Origin of the sequence: Qingshengfaniella alkalisoli (assembly GCF_007855645.1) — a bacterium.
GTDB classification, from domain to species: domain Bacteria; phylum Pseudomonadota; class Alphaproteobacteria; order Rhodobacterales; family Rhodobacteraceae; genus Qingshengfaniella; species Qingshengfaniella alkalisoli.
Genome location: NZ_CP042265.1, coordinates 21,209 through 42,735 on the forward strand (window position 1 = coordinate 21,209; position 21,527 = coordinate 42,735).

Annotated in this window: 15 protein-coding genes; 10 read left to right on the forward strand and 5 right to left on the reverse strand. The window is 58.1% G+C overall.

Features of this window, described 5'->3' with window-relative positions; translation table 11 throughout:
* The first annotated feature begins 159 nt into the window (after nt 1–159).
* The 5 genes from FPZ52_RS16575 (at nt 160) to FPZ52_RS16595 (ending at nt 7,155) form a co-directional block, all read left to right on the forward strand.
* Nucleotides 160–3,345 (forward strand): autotransporter family protein, encoded by a 3,186-nt coding sequence (locus FPZ52_RS16575; protein ID WP_146366735.1) that lies wholly within the window; start codon nt 160–162, stop codon nt 3,343–3,345.
* Between the two features lie 98 nt (nt 3,346–3,443).
* Nucleotides 3,444–4,130, forward strand: a complete 687-nt coding sequence (locus FPZ52_RS16580; protein WP_146366736.1) for a VPLPA-CTERM sorting domain-containing protein — start codon at nt 3,444–3,446, stop codon at nt 4,128–4,130.
* 788 nt (nt 4,131–4,918) lie between these two features.
* On the forward strand, nt 4,919–5,476 hold the full coding sequence (locus FPZ52_RS16585) for a DJ-1/PfpI family protein (RefSeq protein ID WP_146366737.1): 558 nt from the start codon (nt 4,919–4,921) through the stop codon (nt 5,474–5,476).
* A gap of 20 nt (nt 5,477–5,496) precedes the next feature.
* A complete protein-coding gene (locus FPZ52_RS16590) occupies nt 5,497–5,901 on the forward strand; it encodes a ribbon-helix-helix domain-containing protein (protein ID WP_146366738.1) in 405 nt (134 codons plus the stop codon).
* Nucleotides 5,902–6,138: 237 nt separating this feature from the next.
* A complete protein-coding gene (locus FPZ52_RS16595; RefSeq protein WP_146366739.1) occupies nt 6,139–7,155 on the forward strand; it encodes a Gfo/Idh/MocA family protein in 1,017 nt (338 codons plus the stop codon).
* A 617-nt stretch (nt 7,156–7,772) separates the two neighbouring features.
* On the opposite strand, the gene FPZ52_RS16600 is transcribed toward FPZ52_RS16595, so the two are convergent.
* Entirely contained in the window at nt 7,773–9,212 is a 1,440-nt protein-coding gene (locus FPZ52_RS16600; protein WP_146366740.1) for an NAD-dependent succinate-semialdehyde dehydrogenase, read from the reverse strand.
* A gap of 262 nt (nt 9,213–9,474) precedes the next feature.
* On the opposite strand from FPZ52_RS16600, the gene FPZ52_RS16605 reads away from it, so the two are divergent.
* Together FPZ52_RS16605 and FPZ52_RS16610 are read left to right on the forward strand one after the other, a co-directional pair.
* Nucleotides 9,475–10,488, forward strand: a complete 1,014-nt coding sequence (locus FPZ52_RS16605; protein WP_146366741.1) for a LacI family transcriptional regulator — start codon at nt 9,475–9,477, stop codon at nt 10,486–10,488.
* A 26-nt stretch (nt 10,489–10,514) separates the two neighbouring features.
* A complete protein-coding gene (locus FPZ52_RS16610; protein WP_146366742.1) occupies nt 10,515–11,747 on the forward strand; it encodes an AGE family epimerase/isomerase in 1,233 nt (410 codons plus the stop codon).
* Nucleotides 11,748–12,004: 257 nt separating this feature from the next.
* Here FPZ52_RS16610 and FPZ52_RS16615 read toward each other — a convergent pair whose 3' ends face one another.
* The 4 genes from FPZ52_RS16615 to FPZ52_RS16630 all read right to left on the reverse strand — a co-directional run bounded on the left by FPZ52_RS16615 (nt 12,005) and on the right by FPZ52_RS16630 (nt 16,186).
* On the reverse strand, nt 12,005–12,757 hold the full coding sequence (locus FPZ52_RS16615) for a helix-turn-helix transcriptional regulator (RefSeq protein ID WP_146366743.1): 753 nt from the start codon (nt 12,755–12,757) through the stop codon (nt 12,005–12,007).
* 268 nt (nt 12,758–13,025) lie between these two features.
* Nucleotides 13,026–13,763: a Crp/Fnr family transcriptional regulator gene (locus FPZ52_RS16620; RefSeq protein WP_146366744.1), complete on the reverse strand. Its 738-nt coding sequence runs from the start codon at nt 13,761–13,763 to the stop codon at nt 13,026–13,028.
* Between the two features lie 96 nt (nt 13,764–13,859).
* Nucleotides 13,860–14,720 (reverse strand): DUF2189 domain-containing protein, encoded by an 861-nt coding sequence (locus tag FPZ52_RS16625; protein ID WP_146366745.1) that lies wholly within the window; start codon nt 14,718–14,720, stop codon nt 13,860–13,862.
* A 161-nt stretch (nt 14,721–14,881) separates the two neighbouring features.
* Entirely contained in the window at nt 14,882–16,186 is a 1,305-nt protein-coding gene (locus tag FPZ52_RS16630) for an NCS2 family permease (protein ID WP_146366746.1), read from the reverse strand.
* A gap of 548 nt (nt 16,187–16,734) precedes the next feature.
* Between FPZ52_RS16630 and xdhA the strand changes: the two genes are divergently transcribed.
* The 3 genes from xdhA to xdhC are packed head-to-tail and all read left to right on the forward strand — an operon-like array spanning nt 16,735 to nt 21,379.
* Complete coding sequence (xdhA, locus tag FPZ52_RS16635; RefSeq protein WP_146366747.1) at nt 16,735–18,198, forward strand: xanthine dehydrogenase small subunit; 1,464 nt, start codon at nt 16,735–16,737, stop codon at nt 18,196–18,198.
* Between the two features lie 8 nt (nt 18,199–18,206).
* Nucleotides 18,207–20,522: a xanthine dehydrogenase molybdopterin binding subunit gene (xdhB, locus tag FPZ52_RS16640; RefSeq protein WP_146366748.1), complete on the forward strand. Its 2,316-nt coding sequence runs from the start codon at nt 18,207–18,209 to the stop codon at nt 20,520–20,522.
* On the forward strand, nt 20,519–21,379 hold the full coding sequence (gene xdhC, locus FPZ52_RS16645; protein ID WP_146366749.1) for a xanthine dehydrogenase accessory protein XdhC: 861 nt from the start codon (nt 20,519–20,521) through the stop codon (nt 21,377–21,379). Before xdhB ends, xdhC begins: the two co-directional genes overlap by 4 nt.
* Nucleotides 21,380–21,527: the final 148 nt, after the last annotated feature.

Below are 21,527 nucleotides of genomic sequence, written 5' to 3' on the forward strand. Positions count from 1 at the left end.
GCCTGATGGACTACAATGCACAAATTGTGGCCTGAGCCGCGACAATCAATACGCTTTCGCAAAGTATTGACCACGAGTTTAACTAAATAAATTGACAAACCGAGGGTTTGTGCGCAACGTTGTTAACGATTTATTAATGTTTATTTAACGAGTTTTCAAATGGGTATTTTATCTATTGATTCCGCACGTGCATTTTTTCATGGTGGCCGGCTGACCAAGTACAAGGGGACGGTCGCGAGCATTGCGCCAGCCCTTGGCATCGTCATCGCGGTTTCCCCGACAGCATCACAAGCCGGAGCCTGCCTCCCCAACGCGACCGAATTTGTGTGCAGTGGCCCATCCGCTGGACCGGGCTTGGATCCCAAGATCGAGGAATCGGCAGATTCCCCGACATTCGTTACCGAGAGCGGGTTCGCAAATGACGTGGACACTGAGACGTCGATCTCGATCACCGCGACCGGGAGCGGCGGCGCGAGCTTCTCGGACGCGTATGGCGCTTATGTGAAGGGCGGTGTCGGCGGGCTGTTCATCCGGAACGAAGAGGGCGGCTCTGTCAACGTGGATGTGACGGGCACATTCATCGGCCAGACAACTGACAACACATCGACTGAACATGCGGGCATCGGCGTTTACAATGACGCGGCCGGCCAAGACATTACGATTACATCAAGCGGAGAGGCGCGGGGCGGGGCCCACGGAATCTACGCGAACAACAATGGAAGCGGAAGTATTTCGGTCACCTCGACGGGAGACGCTATCGGAACCGGCGGCTCCTACAGCTATGGCATCCGCGCACAAGGCGGCGTGACGAGCACTACGATCGACATACAAACAGAAGGACTGTCGTCGGGCGGGGGATATGGCGTGTCGGCCTACAGTTTGGGGTCGGGCGACATAACAATAACGACCGACGGGCAGTCCGTATCTTCGGACGGGATGGCGGTCAGGGCGCGCCACGAGGGCGACGGAAATATCTTTATTACAACCAATGCGGTCAGCACAGGCGGGTCTCAAGGCGTTCGCGCGGAGGCGCGGGGTGACGGAGATATTGTCATCAAGACCAATGCGGATGCGACTAGCTCTGCTTCACTCAGCGCAACCGACGCAAGCATCGGCATCTATGGTTACAGCACCGGGCTTGGATCAATCTCAGTTACGCAGACTGGTTCGACGACAACAGCGAGCGGTGCGGAGTTCGGTATCTATGCCGGCAACCAGGGCGGCGGTCATATCAGCATTTCCGCAGAGGGAGAGGTCGAGGCGACGGACCCGGCATCCGGCATCGGCATATACGCCCAGAACCAGGATATGGATGGCGATGTTTCCGTGGCCGTGAGCGGAGCGGTTTCAGGTATCTCCGGGGTTCAACTAACCAATCTCGGGACGGGTGACGGGCGTGTTGACCTGTCTGGCACGGCAACAGGAAGCGGAGGCACCGCGCTCGATTTCCTGAATGTGAGCGGGAAAAGCCATTTGGTTTTGCGCGATGGGTGGATGCTTGACGGACAGGCCCTGGCGCAGCTTGGAGACACCGACGACCTACTGGAAATAACCGGTCCCGACGATTCCAGTATAGACCTGTCAATGCTCGGCGACGATATGGCGTCGAGCGGCATCATCGGTTTCGAGAATTTTCTGAAATCCGGTGATGTGGTGTGGACCGCGACGGGCACCCAAACCGGCGGTGGTTTCCTGACGGGTCAGATTGCTGCCGGGGAACTCATTCTGGATGATGCCACGCTCCTGATGGATGCCGAGGCTACACCGTTTGAGGTCGCTGCCGGGGCGATCTTGCGGGCCACGGGGGAATCCCGGATCAGCGGCAGCTTGCACAATGGCGGTACGGTCACCATGCAGGATCGCACGCCGGGCGATCGGTTGTTCGTCGACGGTGATTACAGCGCGGGGTCCGCGCTGAATGTCGATGCGGTGCTGGGCGATGATAGCTCGGCGTCGGATATTCTTGACGTTGCCGGTAACACCAGTGGGACAACGGATGTTTTTGTCACCAACAACGGTGGTGTGGGGGCGTTGACTCAACAGGGTATCCCCGTTGTGCTGGTTGCCGGGCAGTCTGATGGCGAGTTCCTGCTGGGAGCGGGAGATTATCAGGATTCGGGTGAAAACGTGCTCGTTGCGGGCGCGTTCAGCTATCGTTTGATGCAAAACGATGATGGTGGCTGGTACCTTAAATCGGCCGCGACTCCGCTATCTTCGCCGCCCCTCCCGACACCGACAGATGACACTCCTGACAATAAGCCAGATGACACTCCTGACGATAAGCCAGATGACACCCCCGACGATAAGCCAGACGATCGAGGCACACCGGGTGGCAGCGTAGGGGGGACGCCACCGCCGCCCGAGTTCCAGCCGGGCGCGCCGGTTTACGAGGTCTATCCGCAGGTGCTGTGGGCGCTGAATGACCTGCCAACGCTCTACCAGCGCGTTGGTGCGCGGCATGAGAGCCAGTTCGGTCTAGGGCCGGCTGAACTGACTGGAAGTGACTTTGCGGATAAGGTTTGGGTGCGCCTGGAAGGTGAACATCTGGACCTGGAGCCCGACGATTCAACAACATTGACAGAATTCGACATTGACACCACCAAGCTGCAATTCGGGGCCGATTTCGCGTCCGACGAGAATTCCGAGGTCGTGTTTGTTCTGGGTGTAAACGGCTATGTGGGTCAGGCCTTTGCAGATACAAAGTCCAGCTATGGCGATGGCAGCATTGATGCGACGGGCTACGGAATCGGAATAACCGGGACGTGGTATGGTGACGCTGGTGGTTATATCGACCTGCAAGGCCAGTACAGCGTGTTCGACAGTGAACTGAAGTCGGATGTCGTAGGGTCTCTGAGTTCAGACTCTGACGGTGAGGGCTATGCAGTCTCGATCGAGGCAGGCAAGCTTCTCTCTGATCTGAATTGGACCGGCGAATGGGATCTGACCCCTCAAGCTCAGTTGATCTATGCGCGTGCTAGTTTTGACGACTTCGAAGGTCCGTTTGGTGAAACAGTCAGTACAAACCAGACCGATAGCTTGAGATTGCGTCTCGGGACTTCGATTGACCGTGTCCGTCAGGCCGAGAACGGGGAAGACTGGTCGCATTATTACGGGCTGGCCAATCTGTACTACGAGTTCCTGGATAGGCCGGGCGTCATCGTTGATGGCATCGAGTTGATTGGCGAGGCTGATCGGCTCTGGGGTGAGCTTGCTCTGGGCGGCAATTATGCCTGGGATGACGGCCGTTACGCGATCTATGGCGAGGCTGGGTTCGGCATGGGGCTCGACAACCCAGCCGATCAGTTCAGCGTTCAAGCGACGCTGGGCTTCCGGATGCGGTGGTGAGGTTCTAGCGATTTTGAAATGAGGGGCATGGATTGACTCCATACTTGCCTCAACGTCAAGAAAAAGTTATTATTAACGAATTGTTAAGGTTTTTGTGAGTGAGTGATATGTCGATTCGATTTGGATTATTGTTTTCTGCTGCTCTGTTTGCTTCGCCGTTCGCGGCAGGTGTTGCAGACGCTGCCATTGTTAGTTTTTCAGGACCGAATTCATCGTTGAATGTGGCCCCGGAAATTATTGACGCGCCAGACAAGGCTCTGGACTCGGAGATCACCAATAAAGGTGCTCAGGCTTTCAACGAACGTCAGTTTGTGACTTTAACCGACGATGTCCTTGTCGATGGAGGTTCCATTGCGGCGGGCTCCCGCGTCGACAGCCACATGATTTTCTTCAATCTGAGTAATGCGGATAGTGGCATCAGCCGTACGCATGGGTCTTCGAACAACAAGGATTTGGCGCTGAAGATCACCTTCACTGGTGATATTCTGGGAATTATGACGGATTCTGATGGCGCGCTCGAATACGCGTCAACGGGCCAGTTGGGATCTCCAACGACCGAGTATCCCGCAGGGACATTCGCCCGCCGCGGACTGGAAAGCGGGACGCCAGACAAGATTTGGGGCTTCGAGGGTAATACCCTGTGGTTCAGCATGCACGTGAAACAGCCGGGCGACTGGATCCGTGTAGTAACGGCGTCGGTCCCCGTTCCTGCCGCTGGCTGGCTGTTCATGGCAGCGCTGGGTGGTCTAGGTGCGCTCCGCGTGGGCCGCAAGTCGAACGGGTAGATCGACCGGGCAGAACTGCGTCGCGCTGATGTTGCTATGGTGACCGCGAAAGCCAGAGAAAAATGCGTGAAATGTCGCCTATACGACAGATTCGAAGCAACGCTCAAAGTACTCCATGACGTGTTAATTCAGGGTATTGTGTACGAGTATCTAAGGGGGTGGCGGTAAGCGCGGCCCCCTTATTTTTTGGCTGTCCAAGAAGGGGCGGGACCGAGCCGATATTTGGTTGCCCGCTGGTGCCTCGCCATTGGTTCATTTTGCGTGTTGTCCGTACCTGTAAAAATTTGGCCAGTCGTACAACAATGGGCCTTGGTTCATGATCGCATTCTGACGGCCAGCCAGAGGCGCGGTCCCAAGAAGCCGCGCACGGCGCCATTGGCGCAACGTAGCGCGGCTGGTGGCGGTCGCCGTCTTCTTCGCTTTGGTTCGTACGACTCGGTGCATGGAGCGAGAAGTGGAAGCACGGACCGCAGCGGTAAAAGCGAGCGTTCGCGGCCGTGCGAAGTCCATCTGTTTGGATACCCAGAGGGGGATTGGGATATGCGTTCCGGACGGATTGCGCTCGAGATATCGAAACTGTGCGAGGGCAGCTACCTTACACGTTTTCTTGAGCCACGTCGGTTGACCCAGAAGGCTCTCATAGCCAGCGTGCTATGCCGAAACCTTTCGCGACAAGCGGTCGCTACTTAGTGCGAACCCGGCTTGTGCCGTAAATGTCGTAACCCGTTACCACCAATGATCGAACGACAGCCCTGATACTCATCAGGCCATAGCCAGAGGAGGACATAATGGCGAAGATCTTGATGATTACGGGAGACTATACCGAAGACTATGAAACTATGGTGCCATTTCAGACGTTGCTGGCCTGTGGCCATTCGGTGGATGCCGTCTGCCCGAACAAGGCGGCGGGCGAGACGGTACCGACGGCCATTCATGATTTCGAAGGCGCGCAGACCTATTCCGAGAAACCTGGCCACAATTTTACCCTGAACGCGACATTTTCAGACGTGGTGCCCGATAGCTACGATGCATTGGTAATACCCGGTGGGCGCGCGCCGGAATACCTGCGCCTCAATGAAGAGGTTCTGAACATGGTTCGGCATTTTTTCGAGGCAAGCAAACCCGTCGCTGCAATCTGCCATGGTGCGCAGATACTGACGGCAGCTGGTGTGTTGAAGGGGCGCAAATGCTCTGCCTACCCGGCCTGCGCCCCCGAGGTTCGCGCGAGCGGTGGCACCTATGCCGAGATTGAGGTGACAGACGCTGTAACCGATGGCAAACTGGTGACGGCACCCGCTTGGCCGGCGCATCCGGCTTGGCTGAGCCAGTTTATGGCGCTGCTGTAGTAAGACAGGGAAAAGAGGCAATGTGCAGATTATTCATCGGCGCCGATCAGAAATTGTGGGCGAGCCGCACAAAGTCTCTGCGGATTGACGGCGTGGCAACGTCGATCCGAATGGAGAAGTATTTCTGGGCCACGTTGGAAGAAATCGCCGTGCGTGACGACATGACTGTGAACCAGTTGATCACGAAGCTGTATTTAGAGGCGATGGATGCCGATCATGATCTGGGAAATTTCACCTCTTTTCTCCGCGTCTGTTGTGCGCGCTATTTGGGGCTCATCGCTGCACGCGAGATATCGGATGATCTTCTGACCCCGTTGAGCGTTCCCGATCCGGACGCGATTGCTATTCTTGACCGTGAACAGAAGCGGCAGTCCGGATCGGTGAGGGCCTCCAACAGCGCGCCTAAGGCGACCGTCTTTAATTGATTGCGGTACATTCGAATGAAAACAACGCGTGCGCTGGCCCCGTTGCAGCAAGCTGTTCGGCATCGGAAAGCGTCAAGATGTCTCGACTGAACTATCGCGACTTTTGGTGCATTGACATCTTCAGAACCTGAGAAGGCGTGTCTGCCACATGGGCGATTAATCGTGAAAGGAATGATTGAATACGCCGAAGGCAGTCGCCTACAGATGTGAAAACAACCGGGAACCGGATTGCTCCTCATGATCGCACTAACAAACAGCGGCGTCCGCTGGGGTATCCTCGGCTGCGGTGAAGTCACCGAGGTAAAGAGCGGACCAGCTTTGCAGAAAGCTCACCGGTCGCATGTTGATTGTGTGATGCGCCGTGACGCCGAAAAAGCGGCTGACTATGCCGAGCGCCACGGGATCAACCGCTGGACATCAAGTGCGGAGAAGCTGCTCGCCGATCCGGCTCTGACCGCCATCTACATCGCCACCCCGCCCGCGTCGCACGCGAAATATGCAATCGAAGCCCTTGAAGCGGGAAAGGATGTGTTGGTCGAAAAGCCGATGGCGCTTACGACTGCGGACTGCGACGCCATGATCGCTGCGTCCCGCGAAACCGGCAAAAAACTTTGCATCGCCTATTATCGCCGCGCGCTCCCCCGGTTCCAGAAGTTTCGCCAGATCATCGACGACGGGCTGATCGGCGCACCCAGACTGGTGGAAGTCCGAGACTTTCGGACTTTGGATGCCGGACCCAGCCAATCATGGAAACTGGATCCGGCCATTGGCGGCGGCGGGCTATTTGCTGATACGCAAAGCCACACGCTTGATTGGTTGGCGCATGTGTTCGGAGATCCCCTATCCGTCAGCGGGATCACCAAGCGGCAATCCGGTGCCTATGCCGCTGAAGATTTCGTCAGCTTCCAGATCGAATTCGATGGCGTTGCCGCTGTTGGTCTGTGCGCCTACGCGTCTGCCGAGAGCCACGAAACCGTCATCATTCATGGCAGCGAAGGGCGCGCTGAAATGAGCTTCTTTCGTCCTTCTCGCATAGCGCTGAGCTGCGGCGATCGAACAGAGCTGATCGACCATTCCGATCCGGCCCATGTTCATCAACCGCTTGTTCAGCAGGTGGTCAATCATTTCCTCGGCGAGGGACCGAACCCCTGCGACGGACAGGTGGGGCGTCGGGTAACAGTGATGCTCGAAGACATTTACAGAGCGGCGGGTGGCGCCCAAGGTCGGGGCGAAAGACGTCAGTTGTCACGGTAGGGTTACGCGATCAAGGCGCGGGACCGCGCACCTTTCTTCGTCAAACCACATTGGCTGCCGCTATGCGGGTATTGAATGCTTCCGTCCAAAGACCTCTGCATGAGGTTCTGCCTGTTTGTGACGCGGTGACGGTTCCATCCCACTGGTCCGCCGATGTTCCGGCGGCTGCGATGCGAGCGTGTTTTGGGCTATGTGATGCCGGGGTTTCCCGCGATCCGCACACCGACGCCTTGGGTTTTGACGAAGATGTCTTGGCTTTGATCGTAAGCCTCCGAGGGTGGCCATCCTGTCTCGGGATCGATGCGATGGTAAATCTGCCCTTATGTTCGACTTGATCAACCGTCCTCAAATCGAAGTTCTTTCCGCTGCCGATGGTGAGCGCACGCGCTGACCTCGCCGTGGTATTCGCCGGAGGGTTACGCTTTGACACTTGAAGGCTATGAACCGCAATTCGGATCAAGCGAGCCTCGCCGCAACGGCTCAGCGGTTGTTGATCCAGCAGCCGTCTGCAACCCCGCATATCTGGATCACTGGAAAACCAGCCTTCCGTGGCAGAAAATGAAACAGTCCCCCGCGCGTGGGAGCATCCGGTTCACGCACGAGAGGCCTCCTTGGCTTCAGGCTTCCTTGCGTGTCACAAGACGTGTTTCCAGATAGGCTTCGATGGCTTCGGTCCCGCCTTCGGTGCCATAGCCGGAATCTTTCGTGCCTCCGAAGGGCAGTTCCGGCAGGCCGAAACCATTGTGGTTCACCGCAACGATGCCAGCTTCCAGGTCTTCCGAAAGGCGATCCGCTGTGTTGTTCGATCCAGTGAAGCCATAAGCCGCAAGACCGTAGGGCAGTCGGTTTGCCTCTGAAATGGCGTCATCAATGGTCGAGAAGCGGTTGATGATCGCAAGCGGGCCGAACGGTTCTTCATTCATCACGCGCGCCGCGGTGGGGACGTCGGTCAACACCGTGGGCTCAAAAAACCAGCCCTTGTTGCCGATACGCCGCCCGCCGGTCGCCAGCTTGGCACCAGATTGAACAGCGTCTTCGATGAGTTCTTCGAGTGCGGGGATACGGCGATCATTGGCGAGCGGTCCCATTTCCGTTCCCGGTTCCATCCCGTTCCCGATTTTTGTCTGCCCGACGATCGTGGCAAAGTCTTTCGCAAACTGATCGGCAACTTCGTCTTCAACAAGAAACCTCGTTGGCGAAACGCAAATCTGGCCCGCGTTCCGGATTTTCGTTTTTGCGAGAAGCGAGGTGACGTTTTCCAGATCGGCGTCCTTGGTGATAACCACGGGCCCATGACCACCAAGTTCCATCGTCACGGGTTTCATATGCTGCCCGGCTAGGGCTGCGAGATGTTTGCCCACGGGAGTGGAACCGGTGAAAGACACCTTGCGAATGACGGGATGCGGGATGAGGTACTCGGAAATCTCTGCTGGCACGCCAAACACCAGATTGACGACGCCAACGGGCACACCTGCGTCATGAAATGCCTGGATCAGCTGCGCGGGAGCGGCCGGCGTTTCTTCGGGTGCTTTCACAATGATTGAGCAGCCGGCGGCGAGTGCTCCGGACAGTTTCCGCACCACCTGATTGATCGGAAAGTTCCATGGGGTGAATGCTGCAACCGGGCCGACCGGTTTTTTCACCGCGACTTGGGTGATGCCGGCTGCACGGGCGGGAATGATCTTGCTGGTGACCCGGCGTCCCTCTTCTGCGAACCAGTCGATCATGTCTGCGGCGGCTGCGGCCTCGCCGATCGCCTGGTCGAGCGGTTTGCCTTGTTCCATCGTGAGGAGCGGCCCGATGGCCTCTGCACGTTCCCGCATCAGCCCAGCGGCGCGGCGCATGATCTGGTAGCGTTCGAAAGCAGGGGTGCGCCGCCAGATATCGAAGCCACTTCTTGCCGCTTCGAGCGCCTCATCAAGATCGTCAATTCCGGCATGGGCAACCGTTCCGATCACTTCTTCAGTGGCGGGGTTGATCACGTCGATGGTGCGTCCGCGTGTTGCGTCTCGCCAGACACCCGCGATGAAGAGTTTCGTGCTTGGATAGGATGTCATGGAAGGCCTCTCTTCAGTTGAGTAAGCGCGCTCGGTTTGCCATGTGATTGTGGCCCAGGTGCGGCATAATCTGTGATCCAGTTTGGTGAAGTCGATTATAACGATTGTTTTTCCTTCTTCTACCGGTGGCTGACCAAGTTTGGAACATTAATATAAGTTTTATCAAATTAATAATTGCGTTGTCTGTGTTGTTAGATGCACGGCTGGCATTGCTATTTTAAACGATTGAGCATATCATCATGCGAACTGTAAGGGGACAGGGATGATGCAGGTCAACGGAGGTGCTCGACCGACGCAGCGTACCATCGCCGAACGCGCTGGCGTGTCCGTGGCGGCTGTATCGCGCGCGCTGGCGGACGATCCGAAGATTGCCGAACACACCCGTGCACAGATCAAGGAGATTGCGGCACAGATTGGCTATATCCCCGACCGCGCCGCGCAGCGGCTGCGCACGGGTCGCACGCAGGTCATCAATTTGATCCTGCCGCCGCATGAAGAGATTTTCGGGTTCGGAACGTCGTTGATCAGCGGTATCTCCCGTGCGCTTTCTGCGACGTCATATCACCTGGTCGTGACACCGGATTTCGGGCTGGAAGAACAGGGAAACGTGATCGAAAGGGTCGTGCAGAACCGGCTTGCTGACGGGATTATTTTCTCCCGGACGGCGCCGCACGATCGACGGGTGCGGTATTTGCTCGAAGCGGATTTTCCATTCATCTGCCATGGACGCACAGAACTTGCCACGCCACATCCATATGTCGATTTTGATAATTTCGAGTTTGCACGGCAGGCCACAGAACAACTGGTTGGATCGGGCGCGGAACGATTGGCCATCGTGCTGCCGCCCGAAAACCTGACGTTTCGGCAACATCTTTTGCACGGTTTCATGACGGCGGTGCGTGCTGTCGGCGTCGCTCATGAGATTGTAGACAGTGTTTCACTGGATAGTGATGCCGCTGCGCTTAAGTCCGCGATGCAGGACCGCTTTCACGCTGGGTCTCCGCCGGACGGGCTCGTGTGCCCGGGCGAAATGGCTGGGCTCGCGGCGCTTGCGGCGGTTCAGGATACGGGGCTGGTGCCGGGTCGGGATGTCAAACTGGTGATCAAACAAGCATCTGGAGTTTTTGATTTGGTGCGCCCCAAGGTCGGTAGCCTTTATGAAGATCTCGAAGGCGCGGGATTTGAACTCGCCACCCGGCTACTACGCCGGATCGCTGGCGAACCCGTAGAGTCGCTTCAACACGTTCAACGGGTCCTTGGGGCGCCGGGTCGTTAGAAACATTTCAAGCAAGGGCAGGGAACATGAGAAAGCCAGCACTCGGGCCGAATGAGAGTGATACACCATGGCTTCAGGCGGAGCAGCATCGCGCGTATCTGCGCGTGGATGCGCAGCGACAGGTCGAATTTTTCCGCAGCTCGTTTCGTTCTGAAGGCGGATTCCATAGCTTGGACAGGATTGGCCGTCCGCTTCCGGAGTTGCCTCAATATCTGCATTCAAACGCACGCATGGTTCATTCCTTCGTGCTGGCCAAGCTGGCAGGGTTTGATGACTGTGACCGCTTCATCGACCACGGGATGCAGTATATCCGTCAGTGTCATCACGATCCCGATCATGGTGGATATCTTTGGGCGGTGAATGACCGTGACGTGTGCGATGATCGCAAACTGGCCTATGGTCATGTGTTTGTGCTGCTGGCCGCCGCCAGCGCGCACGCGGCCGGTCATCCCGATGCGATGGCGTTGCTTGATGACGTCGATGGTATTCTGGACCGATACTTCTGGGAAGACGACGTGGGGCGTTTTTGCGACGAGTGGAACCGTGACTGGGCACCGTTTTCCACCTATCGCGGCATGAACGCCAATATGCACGGCACGGAAGCGCTGCTCGCGGCCTTTGAGGCTACCGGGCGCGAGAAGTACCTGAAGCGTGCCGGACGGATTCTCGATTTCTTCATCAATACCATCGCGCGTTCCGAGAACTGGCGTTTGCCCGAGCACTACGACGCGTCCTGGCAGATCGACCGGAACTATAGTGAAGATCCGATGTTTCGGCCGCCCGGAACCACGCCTGGCCATTCCTTTGAACTGGCGCGGTTGCTTTTGCAGTACGGGGAGTTGGTTGGCAGACCCGCCGGAGAACATTTGCAATCAGCGCGCAATCTTGCCTATCGCGCGTTGGAAGATGCGTGGGACCACGAACGCGGCGGGTTTGTCTACACCCTCGATTTCAGCGGCACACCTGACATCCGGGACCGCTATTGGTGGCCCGTGACCGAGGCCATCGGCGTTTTGGCGGCATTCCTGAAATCCGATCCTACGCCGGAAGACGAAATCTGGTATCGCCGCGTCTGGGCATTCGCTGATGCCCATCTTGTTGACCATGAATACGGCGGGTGGTTCCACGAGCTAGATGCGGACAATCACCCTTCTGATGGGCAGTTCGTCGGAAAGCCGGACATCTATCACTCATTGCAAGCGGCGTTGCTGCCACTGACGCGGAATGTGTCCGGCTGCTACCGGGGAGAAATATGCTAGGCTTGGAGGCCGGGTGCTGGTCGAGGTGAAGGAACCGACCAATGAACACATGTTGAAGATAGCCAAAATTAGCTGACGGTGAGACACCCCCTGCAGAGATCATTCTTACCGCGCCGTTGACAAGGCTGGATCGCGAGCAATGGGAACGAACACGCCGCGGTGGGCAATCTCGGTAGAAGCGGGATGATGGCTCTGCGTTGTTGAAGACCGTTGAGTGTGTTGGCCGTCCATACGGGTCAACCCGGAGCAAGTTTTGCCTATAGCGACACCAGCCCTCGGGTCATGGCCAAGGCCAACGCTTGTTCCTGCTGATGTGTCCCCATTGCCTTGCAGGCGCGATCCAGGAGATGACGAACCTGAGCGTCTTGCAGAATCATGTGATCCGCGATCTGCTGTGTACTCATCCCAAGCCCCATATAGCTGAGCACATCCTTTTCCCGTGAAGACAGGCTGTCATAGGGAAAGCCCCAGACCCAGCCCTGCGTCGGGTGCTCTCCGGGCGGATCAAGGTTTTGGGACAGCAGGGCGGAAACGACCGAAAAGGCCCGTGCCGTCCCTGCGCCGAACAGATGGGTGGGATCGTCCTCGGTACTGAGAACCACGCATTTCTCGACGCCGTTGTCGCGCCAGTTCTGGCTCATGAAGTAGCGATACCGGTAGGATATCAGGCTGTCATGTAACTGGGCTGACTGCGGGTCGCCAATATGACTGCGCCGGGCCTTCTCCACCGAGTAGAGCTTGGTCCGGCGTCTCGCCAGCGCCGCATGGAGGATGGGATCGACCGTATAGAGGCCTGCGTCTTCGTATTCTACCAACCAGCTCATCTCCATTGAGCTACGCATCCACGCGACATTGTTGGTGCCTTCAAGTAAAGCCCCGGCATTCACGGCTTTCGCCCCGATCTTGTGTGCGACCTTGACCACGCCCGGCCAGGTATCCCCCAGAGCGCGGGCATCGGTCAGAAGATCAACGGAATCAATTAACAGATTGGCAAAGCGGGTACGAAACATGGAAACCGGTTACTGTGGCGGCGGATGTATCCTTACCACAAGACGCTTGCGTGGCACAGCGGAAGTATGTCCCCTCAATCTTGGATATATCTTTGAGCATCGCAGTTACCCGAGGGCAGGTCGATTCGTCCTAGGGCAGCGCGAAATGAGCCAGCCGTTTCGTTCAGTTTGGCAATCCCATTTGCTCGACCGCATATTGGCATAATCGTTGGCCGCTACGTCTATGAAACTGAGAACCGACATCTTCGGCGGCAAGGTGGGGTGTTTATTACTTGGCAGGGCTGTTTGCCGAGTGATGTGCGCGTGTGTCCAGTGCGGAAGGGTTGCGAATGACTATCTGTTTTTGCCTTACTTCAACGATACCGGCTTTGCGCAGCTCACCAAGTACCTTGTTGATCGTCTGTCGTGAGCACCCGACGACTTGGGCAAGGTAAGTTTGGCTCTCATGTATCGTCGGTCCGTTGAGTGACAACTGCCGTAAATAGCTGCAAATTCGTTGTTCAACCGGTTGTAGCGTGTCCACCGACTTGAACATGCTGTCACGCGACATGGTCGCCGCGAAGGAACGAGCTACATTTCGGATGAACAATCTGTGCTGCATCATCTGATAGAGATGTTCAGTGGTCGTATGGAGTACCGTGGTATTCGACTGCGCGACGCAGGTCGCAGCGCAGGACACTTCTGCCAGTGCCTCGGCTTCACCGACTGTTTCACCCTTTCGCGCGTGGTGGATGATTGCACGTTCACCATCAGCGGTGAGATAGGAAATCTCGACGATTCCTTCGGCCACCAGAAACATGCCTGCGAACGGGTGCCCCTGAGAGATCACCTCTTTGGCAGTCTGGTAGTTGCGAACCGTGCAGCGGTTCAGGAACTCTTTGCGAACATCAACAGGTAAATCACTGAGCAGGTCACATTTGAGTAGATTTGGAAACCGTTGTGAGTTGTGCATTATGTTCATCCGGCCGGTATCTCTATGGATACAAGCAAGCTTCGAACTTGGCAAATGCTTAGCTTTTGGGCTGGACGCGCTGCAGAACAGACTGGGTCCAGGACCGCCACCGGACGGAGTTTTGACCGACAGTTGGCTATCTCGAAGATCTTAGGCGACGGCCTTGCGATAGAGGTGCCATGTCGCGTGCCCCAATACAGGCAGCGCCACGATCAGACCAAGAAGAGCCGGGATGGAGCCGATCAGAAGCGAGGCAGCAACAATCAGCCCCCACGCCGCGGCGGGGCCGGGATTGCGCATGACGACCTTGCTGGAGGTGACGACCGCCATTGGAAGTCCGACCTTGCGATCCAGCAGAAGCGGGAAGGAAACGAAGCTGATCATCAGCACAGCGACCGCGAAGCAGAATCCGACAGCCGTGCCAGCAATGATCATCCACCATCCAGCACCTGTGCTCAGTGTGTCGAACAGGAACGCGCCCAGAGATGGCGGCGGGCGTAAACCGATGGTTTGTGCATAGATGGCGTTGGCGGCGAACAGCCAAGCCACGAATATCGCGAACAGCCAAAGGCCCAAAGCGAGGATCGCGCCGAAGCTTGGCGACCTGATGACGTCAAAAACGGCAAACCAGCTGGTGGGTTCGTCAGCTTCGCGGCGACGGCTCATTTCGTACATGCCGACCGCGGCGACAGGACCGACCAAGGCGAAGCCCGAGATAACGGGAAAAATCAGGTGGAAAAGGTTTCCCTGGAATGCCAAGAACGCTAGGCATATGCCGATGATCGGGTACAGCACGCAAATCGTGATCACATCGGACCGGAAGGACTTGAAGTCCTCGTATCCCAACCGCAATGCGTCGCGCAGGTCATCCATGCAAAGCGTTTTGACTTCGGGCGGGGCACGCTCGATGTCGCTGCCCACGCTTTGCGCCATTTCGCCAAGATGGCTTCCCGTGGCCGATACGTGGCTCGCGGTCCATGACAGCGGATTTCCGATCGTCTTGTTGGCCATGCCTTGCCCTCCGAGAGATGAGGGCCCGGACCTGTTCGGTCGTTCGCCGCAGGTCTGGCCCGGGCCGATAAACAAAGACTAGCAGAGAAGAGGCGGTTGCAGGATCACAATTTCTTGCAATCGTGGAGGGAGGCGACGGTAATGTCGCCTCCCTCCAGTTATTATTCGTGTCCGACCAATGCGAAACGCAGCACAAACAGACCGGCGACGATCCATGTGGCCGGGTGCACGTCACGCGCGCGGCCCGTCAGGGTCTTGATTGCGGCGTAACTGATGAACCCGAAGGCCAGACCGTTCGCGATGGAGTAGGTAAACGGCATCATCAGCGCGGTCAGCGCCGCAGGGGTAGATTCCGTGATGTCGTCCCACTGCACTTCGGTCAATTCGCGCATCATCAGGCCCGCGACATAGAGCAGCGCAGGAGCGGTTGCGACCGAGGGAACCGATCCGGCCAGCGGCGCAAAGAACAGCGCGGCGAGGAACAGCGCGGCGATGACCAGAGCGGTCAGCCCCGTCCGACCGCCGGCCTGAACACCTGACGCGCTTTCGACATAGGCGGTGGTGGAGGACGTTCCAAGCATTGAGCCGGCTACGATCGCGGTCGAGTCGGCCATCAGTGCCTTGCCAAGCTGCGGGTTGGTGTGATCCGGTCCTTCCTCCATCAGTCCTGCACGTTTGGCCACGCCGATCAGTGTGCCGGTAGCATCGAATACCTCGACCAGCACGAAGACAAGCACGACCTGAAACAGCCCGACATGCAGGATGCCGACCAGATCGAGCTGCATGAAGGTGGGTGCGATGCTGGGTGGTGCGGATACGATGCCGTTGAACTCGCTATACCCCAAAAGCATGGAAACGATGGTGACGACGACAATGCCAATCAGGATTGCGCCGCGCACCTTCAGCACGTCCAGCGCGGCGATCAGGAAAAACCCGCCGATGGCCAGAAGCGGGCCGGGCTGGGATACATCGCCTAGTGCAACGAATGTGGCAGGACTGGCAACGACGATGCCTGCGCTTTTCAACGCGATGATGGCCAAAAACAACCCGATACCCGCCGCAATGGCGCTGCGCATTGATGCGGGGATTCCGCTGATCAGCCAGCGCCGGATGCCGGTAACGGTCAGGATTAGGAAGATGACACCTGAGACGAAGACCGCACCCAGCGCCTCTTGCCATGTGAAACCCATCGCACCGACCACGGTGAAGGCGAAGAAGGCGTTCAGCCCCATGCCTGGTGCCATACCAATGGGCCAGCGTGCCCAAAGCGCCATGACCAGCGTGCCGATGGCGGCTGCAAGACAGGTGGCGACGAAGACCGCGTCCCTGTCCATGCCGGTCGTGGACAGGATGTCAGGGTTTACGAAGATGATATAGGCCATCGTCAGGAACGTGGTGATCCCTGCGATGACCTCTGTCCGCACGGATGTTCCGTGCTTTTCCAGCTGGAAGTATTTCTCGAACATTGCCCCTCCCGACAAGTTTTCGGCACAGTGGTCATGCCGTTCGACTGATACAGGCGTCACGGATGCAGGTCACTGGCTTTATAGGGGAAGCGGCCCGGTATCGGCCCTCCGGCCGTGGTTTACGGCGCCGATACGGGTGGGTGTCGCCTGCCCGTCATACCAGCGGCACGATCCGATGCCGCTGGCGTCGGACCCTAACGAGACCATCTCGCGGAAATAAGAGCCCTGCTGCGGAGACTGTTTCAAAGGAATGTCGAAAATCCGGCGCATTTCACAAACTTTGCCTTAAGGCGGATTCGCAAATGTGCAGCCACATGCAGACGTTGGAGATTCGATGGGAGACACGCCGCATGTGGCTGCGCTGCAAATTCGGGCAGCATGATGAAACTAGCGGCAGGCGGGGCGAGTTATTATCTATGATGTGTTGAAATTGTTTAGCAACTGGCCCGCATTTTCTGAAACTGCCTGTGCGGTTAGTCTGCCGAAATCGTTAGTCACGATCGAGCACGCGCTGCTAGAATTGACGCGGCCAGTGAGGGAGCCAGCCAATGACGACACCCCGCCGAGACATTCGGTTCATACTCAACGACCGAGAGGTCCGCCTAAGCGATGTGAAATCCAGCGATAGCCTGCTGGACCATCTGCGCATCGCCCAGAACTTGCGTGGCACCAAGGAAGGCTGCGCCGAAGGTGATTGCGGGGCCTGCACTGTACTTGTCGGGCGGCGTGCCGAAGGCGGGATTGTCTATGAAACGGTCAATGCCTGTATCCGTCTGCTGGCGTCCGTCGATCTGTGCCATGTTGTGACCATTGAGCATCTGCGCGGTCGCGATGGCGGTTTGCACCCTGTGCAACAGGCCATGGTAGACTTTCATGGCAGCCAGTGTGGGTTCTGCACACCGGGTTTCGTCATGTCGCTTTATGCGCTGCTGATGGGCAACCCGAGCCCGACCAAGCATGAGATCGAGGTCGCACTTCAGGGCAATCTGTGTCGCTGCACCGGCTACAGCCCGATCATCCGCGCGGCGCAGGCAGCGGCCGAAGAGGGGGCGTTTGACGACGCGATTGTCACCGAGCGCGATAGCGTTTTGGCAAAGCTTGCGGCGCTGGATGACGGTGCGCGGGTTGAACTGACCGTTGGTGAGGATCGCGTTTATCTGCCATCCTCTGTCGCTGATTTTGCGGAGTTGCTGGCTGGGAACCCGGAGGCAACCATCGTCGCCGGATCGACGGATGTAGGGCTGTGGGTCACGAAATTCATGCGCGACATTTCTCCGGTGATCTTCATCAATCATCTGGAAGAGTTGCGGAGGATCGAGGTCACCGAGGCGGGCATCACGCTCGGTGCCGGTGTCAGCTATTCAGATGCCGAGCCATTGATCGTTGAACATTTCCCGATGCTGTCGACGTTCTGGCGACGGATCGGCGGTTGGCAAGTGCGCAACATGGGCACGGTCGGGGGCAACGTTGCGAATGGCTCGCCCATCGGGGACACGCCGCCCATGCTGATCGCGTTGAGTGCACAGATGACGCTGCGCAGTTCGAAGGGCAGCCGGGTCATAGCTGTCGAGGATTTTTTCATCGACTACGGTAAGCAGGACCGCGCGAAGGATGAATTCGTCGAGTCGATTTTCATTCCCGCGCCGGAACGGGGCGCAATGATTGCCACCCACAAGCTGTCGAAACGCCGGGATGAGGATATCTCGTCGGTGTGCGGGGCGTTCTATGTTACGCTTGATGGCGACAAGATCGCGACGGCACGGATTGCCTATGGCGGCATGGCTGCTACGCCCAAACGCGCGAAGGCGGTTGAAGCTGCGCTGATCGGCCAGGAGTGGACGGAGCAGACGATTGCTGATGCGCTGTCTGCCTATGCCGAGGACTATCAACCGCTGACCGACTGGCGGGCCTCCAAGGAATACCGCGCCACCGCTGCGGCGAACCTGCTGCGCCGCTTCTATCTGGAGAACACCGGAACACCTGCAACCGTGATCCGGGGGACGGCCGCATGAGGGATGAAATGACCGAACAACCCACGATCCGCGGTGGTGTCCACACTGACGAACGCCACGACTCCGCGCATAAGCATGTGACGGGGCAGGCGGTCTACACAGATGACATTCTGGAACCACATGGAACCCTTCACGCCTGCCTGGGCTTGTCGACTGTGCCGCATGGCAAGATCATCTCGATGGATCTTGCTCCGGTACTGGCTGCACCGGGGGTTCTGGGTGTATTGACCAAGGAAGATATTCCCGGCCACAACGATGTCAGCCCAACGGGACTGAATGACGAGCCGATCTTTGCGGATGGCGAGGTGCAGTTCCACGGCCAGCCCGTGTTCGGGGTGATTGCCGAGACGCGCGAAGCCGCCCGCCGCGCCGCGCATCTGGCAAAGGTCGAGTATGACGAGTTGCCTTTCGTCACCGATGTGAGGGCCGCCATGGATGCAGGCTATCCGCATGTCACGGCGCCGCTGAAGCTGGAACGTGGCGATGTTAAGTCCGGGTTCGATACTGGCAAGAACCGGATCACGAACACGATGCGGGTGGGTGGTCAGGATCACTTCTACCTTGAGGGGCAGATCGCATTCGCCATTCCGGGTGAGGATCGCGACGTGACCGTCTGGTCCTCGACGCAGCACCCGAGCGAGGTGCAGCATATGGTCGCGCATGTGCTGGGCGTGCCGTCCAACGCGGTGACGATCAATGTGCGCCGGATGGGGGGTGGTTTTGGCGGCAAGGAAACCCAGCCGAACCTGTTCGCAGCGGTGGCAGCGGTCGCCGCGCAGAAATTCGGTCGCCCTGTGAAGATCCGTCCGGACCGCGATGATGACATGGTCGCGACCGGAAAGCGCCATGACTTCCTGATCAGCTACGACGTGGCCTATGATGATGACGGGCGCATTCAGGCGGTCGAAGGGGAGTTCGCGGCGCGGTGTGGTTTCTCGTCCGATTTGTCGGGACCTGTGACGGACCGCGCGCTGTTCCATGCCGACAACGCCTACTTCTATCCCCATGTGCGCCTGACCTCGCGCCCGATGAAGACGAACACCGTGTCCAACACTGCCTTCAGGGGCTTTGGTGGCCCGCAAGGTGTGGTCGCGGCGGAACGGATCATGGAAGAGATCGGCTATGCGTTGGGCAAGGACCCGCTGGATGTGCGCAAGGCCAATTTCTATGGCGGCGAGGGTCGTGACCTGACGCCCTACCACCAGCAGGTAACCGACAACATTCTCGACCGGATCGTGGGCGAGCTTGAGGAAAGCGCCGATTACCGTGCGCGGCGTGAGGCCGTGAAAGCCTTCAATGCGCAAGGTGGTGTGATCCGCAAGGGCATAGCGTTGACGCCGGTGAAGTTCGGTATTTCCTTCACGGCGACGCACTACAATCAGGCCGGTGCGCTGGTGCATGTCTATAATGATGGCTCGGTTCATCTGAACCATGGCGGCACCGAGATGGGCCAGGGCCTGAATACCAAGGTCGCGCAGGTGGTCGCCGATACGCTCCAGATCGATCTTGACCATGTGAAGATCACCGGAACGACCACGGGCAAGGTGCCGAATACCTCGGCCACGGCGGCGAGCTCTGGCTCCGACTTGAATGGTATGGCGGCAGCGAACGCAGCCGAGCAGATCCGCGACCGTCTGATCAAATTCGCGGCGGAAAAGTATTCCCTGCCCGAGGACCAGATCGTGTTTGAGCCGAACACTGTTCTTCTGGGCAACGAACGCAAGCCTTGGGCCGTGTTTATCAAAGAAGCTTACATGGCACGGGTGCATCTGTCGGCGGCGGGCTTTTACAAGACGCCGGGTATTCACTGGGACCGCGCGGCGGGCAAAGGGCGGCCATTCTACTACTACGCGTATGGTGCGGCCTGCGCCGAGGTCAGCGTGGATACGCTGACGGGTGAATACGTCGTGGACCGCGTGGATGTGCTGCATGATGTGGGCAAATCGCTGAACCCGGCGCTGGATAAGGGGCAGGTCGAGGGTGGCTTCATCCAGGGGATGGGCTGGCTGACGACCGAAGAGCTGTGGTGGGACGACAAGGGCCGGTTGCGAACCCATGCGCCGTCCACCTACAAGATTCCTGTCGCGTCCGATGTGCCGGAAGAGTTCAACGTCAATCTGGCGTCTTGGTCGGTGAATGCGGAGCCCACCATCCGCCGGTCCAAGGCCGTAGGTGAGCCACCCTTCATGTTGGCGCTGTGCGTGCCGGAGGCCCTGTCCATGGCCGTGGCGAGCCTGAAGGGTTATCGCGAATGCCCGCGGCTCGACCTGCCCGCGACGCCCGAGCGGGTGTTGCTGGCGGCGGAAAGACTGCGTCAGGGATGACCTGGCTGCCCGCCGATATCGATGCCTTCCTCGCGGATGCGGGGCCGGTAGCCTGTGTGAAAATCACGAAGGTTGCCGGTTCTTCTCCGCGAGAGGTCGGCGCGTGGATGCTCGTGTCACAGAGCGGCATGATCGGTACGATCGGTGGCGGGCAACTGGAATACATGGCGATTGACGAAGCGCGTGCGCAATTGCAGCGTGACGAGGATCATGGTGTCATGGACATCCCCTTGGGGCCAGAGATCGGGCAGTGCTGCGGCGGCCGGGTAGGCTTGTCGATCACCCGTCTGGGTGGAGAAGAACGCCAGGTGCTTCTGCGGCGGGTCGCGGGCGAGCGCGAGCAGTTTCCCATGGTCTACATCTTCGGCGCGGGTCATGTCGGGCGGGCGCTTGCCAAGGCCTTGACCTTGCTGCCGGTGCGCCTATTGCTGGTCGACAGCCGCGCAGACGAGCTCAAGCTTGCCGACGACGCGATCCCAAGAATGCACACACCGTTACCCGAAGCGGTTGTGCGTGACGCCGAACCCAACAGTGCCTTCGTCGTTCTGACCCATGATCATTCGCTCGACTTTCTGATTTGCCGCGAGGCCTTGCTGCGCGGCGATGCCGCCTATGTGGGCATGATCGGATCGAAAACGAAACGGGCAAGCTTTCGTCGTTGGTGTGCGTCCTTGAAGAACGACGTGCCATCAAATGATACGGAGTTGGTCTGTCCCATCGGTGCGGGCTTCAGCACAGATAAGCGACCAGAGGTGATCGCCTCCTTTGTCGCGGCAGAGATCATGGGGCGATTGACAGCAGATGTTGTCAAACCACCCTCGGTGCAAGCGGAGGGCAAGACGGCATCCAGCCGTTGAGTTCGCGGTTCATCCGCCTATGTTCAACAGGGTTCTTTGAGAATCTGGGAGTTGATCAGTTCTGTCCACTGTGTGAAAGCGACAGGGCCATCGGTTACACCCATTTCAAACAGATCGGGCGAAAATTTCTCTCCTGCGGCGCTGGACG

What these genes read in the sequence shown, in the direction of transcription:
- FPZ52_RS16575 (WP_146366735.1), top strand. Translation starts at nt 160, where the DNA reads ATGGGTATTTTATCTATTGATTCCGCACGTGCATTTTTTCATGGTGGC.
- FPZ52_RS16585 (WP_146366737.1), top strand. Translation starts at nt 4,919, where the DNA reads ATGGCGAAGATCTTGATGATTACGGGAGACTATACCGAAGACTATGAA.
- FPZ52_RS16590 (WP_146366738.1), top strand. Translation starts at nt 5,497, where the DNA reads ATGTGCAGATTATTCATCGGCGCCGATCAGAAATTGTGGGCGAGCCGC.
- FPZ52_RS16595 (WP_146366739.1), top strand. Translation starts at nt 6,139, where the DNA reads ATGATCGCACTAACAAACAGCGGCGTCCGCTGGGGTATCCTCGGCTGC.
- FPZ52_RS16600 (WP_146366740.1), bottom strand. Translation starts at nt 9,212, where the DNA reads ATGACATCCTATCCAAGCACGAAACTCTTCATCGCGGGTGTCTGGCGA.
- FPZ52_RS16605 (WP_146366741.1), top strand. Translation starts at nt 9,475, where the DNA reads ATGATGCAGGTCAACGGAGGTGCTCGACCGACGCAGCGTACCATCGCC.
- FPZ52_RS16610 (WP_146366742.1), top strand. Translation starts at nt 10,515, where the DNA reads ATGAGAAAGCCAGCACTCGGGCCGAATGAGAGTGATACACCATGGCTT.
- FPZ52_RS16615 (WP_146366743.1), bottom strand. Translation starts at nt 12,757, where the DNA reads ATGTTTCGTACCCGCTTTGCCAATCTGTTAATTGATTCCGTTGATCTT.
- FPZ52_RS16625 (WP_146366745.1), bottom strand. Translation starts at nt 14,720, where the DNA reads ATGGCCAACAAGACGATCGGAAATCCGCTGTCATGGACCGCGAGCCAC.
- FPZ52_RS16630 (WP_146366746.1), bottom strand. Translation starts at nt 16,186, where the DNA reads ATGTTCGAGAAATACTTCCAGCTGGAAAAGCACGGAACATCCGTGCGG.
- xdhA (WP_146366747.1), top strand. Translation starts at nt 16,735, where the DNA reads ATGACGACACCCCGCCGAGACATTCGGTTCATACTCAACGACCGAGAG.
- xdhB (WP_146366748.1), top strand. Translation starts at nt 18,207, where the DNA reads ATGACCGAACAACCCACGATCCGCGGTGGTGTCCACACTGACGAACGC.
- xdhC (WP_146366749.1), top strand. Translation starts at nt 20,519, where the DNA reads ATGACCTGGCTGCCCGCCGATATCGATGCCTTCCTCGCGGATGCGGGG.